The 2,718-nt window shown below is 34.2% G+C and carries 2 protein-coding genes; both read left to right on the top strand.

Features of this window, described 5'->3' with window-relative positions:
* Window positions 1-128 precede the first annotated feature (128 nt).
* Window positions 129-1,580, top strand: coding sequence for an IS21 family transposase (istA, locus tag EFD62_RS17150; RefSeq protein WP_128706579.1), 1,452 nt, complete (start codon window positions 129-131; stop codon window positions 1,578-1,580).
* A gap of 16 nt (window positions 1,581-1,596) precedes the next feature.
* The gene (gene istB, locus EFD62_RS17145) at window positions 1,597-2,367 is read left to right on the top strand and encodes an IS21-like element helper ATPase IstB (RefSeq protein ID WP_069194783.1); all 771 of its coding nucleotides are present in this window, start codon (window positions 1,597-1,599) and stop codon (window positions 2,365-2,367) included.
* Window positions 2,368-2,718: the final 351 nt, after the last annotated feature.

The raw sequence follows: 2,718 nt of genomic DNA, 5'->3' as shown, positions 1-2,718 counted from the left end.
GTCAGTGGTAAAATTAAATTACCCGGTTTCGGGAAAGAAAATGCCCCACCTATTCACAAACTTCCACTTGTAGATTAACATAATGTTAATTATATAAGTGGGAGTCGATAATAATGTTGGGGGTAGCAATGCATACAACAATACAAACTTTATCAAAAAAAGGATATAACAAGACACAAATTGCAAAAATACTTGAAATTGACAGAAAGACCGTAAGACGGATTCTTAATGAACTTAATGAGAAAGGAATTGTTGAAAGAAAAGAAACTTGTTCAATACTTGATCCATATAAGGAATACATTCAGATACAAGTAACTAAAGACTTGAAAGCAATAAGAATATATCAAGATTTAGTCCGAGAATTTGAATTTCAGGGTAGTTATGACACTGTAAAAAAATATGTTGCTAAAATAAAAAAGTCTCCACCTAAAGCATATATGGTACTACACAGTCTTCCTGGTGAAGAGGCACAAGTGGACTTTGGATATATTGGCACTATTAAACTGCCGGACGGCAAGTACAAAAAGGCTTGGATTTTTGTAATGGAACTCAGCTATTCCAGATATATGTATGTGCAAATTGTATTTGACCAGAGTGTTTCCACATTCATAGATTGTCATAAAAAAGCTTTTAGATATTTCGGAGGAGTACCACAGAATGTTAAAATTGACAATCTTAAAGCAGCTGTATTGGAAGCTGATTTTTATGAGCCTGTTGTTCAAAGGAATTATGCAGCATTTGCTTCTCATTATGGATTTGCTCCGGAACCATGTAGGGTAGCAACACCTACAGATAAGGGAAAGGTAGAATCAAATATAAAATATGTGAAGGATAACTGCTTTAAAGCACGAGAATTTAAAGATATTGATGAGGCCAAAGCATTTTTAATGGAGTGGCTTGAGACTATAGCTAATGTTAGAATACACGGTACAACAAAAAAAGTTCCATCTGAAGAATTCAATTCGTATGAAAAAGAAAAACTTCTCCCTCTTCCTACGGAAGAATACAACATATCTGAAATAACTTCGGCAACTGTAATGCCAAACTGTCACATCTCATATGGAGGTAATTACTATTCTGTACCGTACGCATACATTGGTGAGGAGGTTGACATTGTTATTATAGATAATCTGCTTAAAGCAATATATAAGGATAAAGAAATAGCCCTTCATCCCGTAGAAAAGAATGAAAAGGGCAAATTCTTCACAGATAAAAATCATTATCCTGATTATAAAAATATCACAGCTAATGAGATAAAGTCAAGATATCGAGAGAAAATGGGCGAAATTGGAAAGCATGCAGCTATATTTTTTGATAAATTCTTAGAACAGATAGACTCAAAATATAACTATCGGGCTATTGCAGGAATAATTTCCTTAAGGAAAAAGTATGACAATACTACTATTGATAGTGCCTGCCATAGGGCATATATGTATAATGCACTGAAATATAAAACGGTAAAACGAATTTGCGAACAGGGAATTAATTTGCTGCCTGTAGAAACAAACCAAACATATATTAACTCAGAAGAAACCTTCTTAACAAGGCCGTTATCAGAGTATTCAAAACTTCTAAACTGAGATGAGGTAAAAAGAGATGAATGATTTAATGTTTTCAAGACTAAGGCAGTTAAAGCTATCAGGGTTCATAAAAACATTAGAGACAAGAAATGAGCAAGCTATCAAAGAGCAGATGTCTTACATGGAGTTCTTAGAACTGCTTTTAAGTGATGAATTTTCAAACCGCAAAGATAATGGTAATAAAAAGAGGATGCAGAAGGCAAAATTTCCTCAAATTAAGACATTAGAGGAATATCAGTTTAATCAGCAGCCCTCTATTAATAAAAGATTTATATACAATTTGGCAACCTGTGAATTTGTCCGCAAGAAAGAAAATGTAGCCTTCATAGGACCGCCAGGGACTGGAAAAACTCATTTAGGTATAGCACTTGGAGTAAAGGCTATATCTCAAGGATACAATGTATTATTTACAACAATAAATCATATGCTTGAAGACTTATATTTATCAAGAGCCGATAATTCTTTCAGTCAAAGGCTAAAGTACTACACAAATCCGGATCTATTGATACTAGACGAATTAGGGCTAAAAAAACTCAATCAGAACAGTGTAGATGATTTTTACGAAATCGTATCGAGAAGATATGAGAAAGGTTCAATGATAATAACATCAAACAAAGTTTTTGATGAGTGGGGCAGAATATTCTATGACCCAGTCTTAGCAACAGCAATATTAGATAGGTTTATTCATCATTGTCATTTTGTAGTTATAAAGGGTGAAAGCTATCGAATGAAGCAAAGCAAGGAAAGCCTTAAAGCTACATCTGTAAAAATTCAAGACAATGAATAAAATTAGCAGGGTACTGTTCTTTGACAAAAACATATTTATTTATCCACATAACTAGGTATGTAGTATACTAAAAGCGTGAAAAAAGTTTTTTAAGTGCGGTTTATAATGAGAGTGGTCCCGTATGATAGCCTGTTAAGGCAGGCCAGTTTATCATACCCCTCAGCCCTACTTAAAAGGAATACCCACGGGGGTATGGTAGGCTGGCCTCACTGGCATGTAATCATATGGGGGAGGCTTGTTGTAAACTGGATTCTTGAAAAAGTTTTTTCTCTGTTAGATAGCGTTTTTCTATCTTTTTTTAGGTGGGGAAAAATCTTTCCCCTTTTTGGGGAATTTTTATTGACAATAACA

The organism is Acetivibrio mesophilus (genome assembly GCF_004102745.1).
Taxonomy (GTDB): Bacteria; Bacillota; Clostridia; order Acetivibrionales; family Acetivibrionaceae; genus Hungateiclostridium; species Hungateiclostridium mesophilum.
Note: the sequence above shows the minus strand (reverse complement) of the source record. Positions and strands in the feature narration are given on the sequence as shown.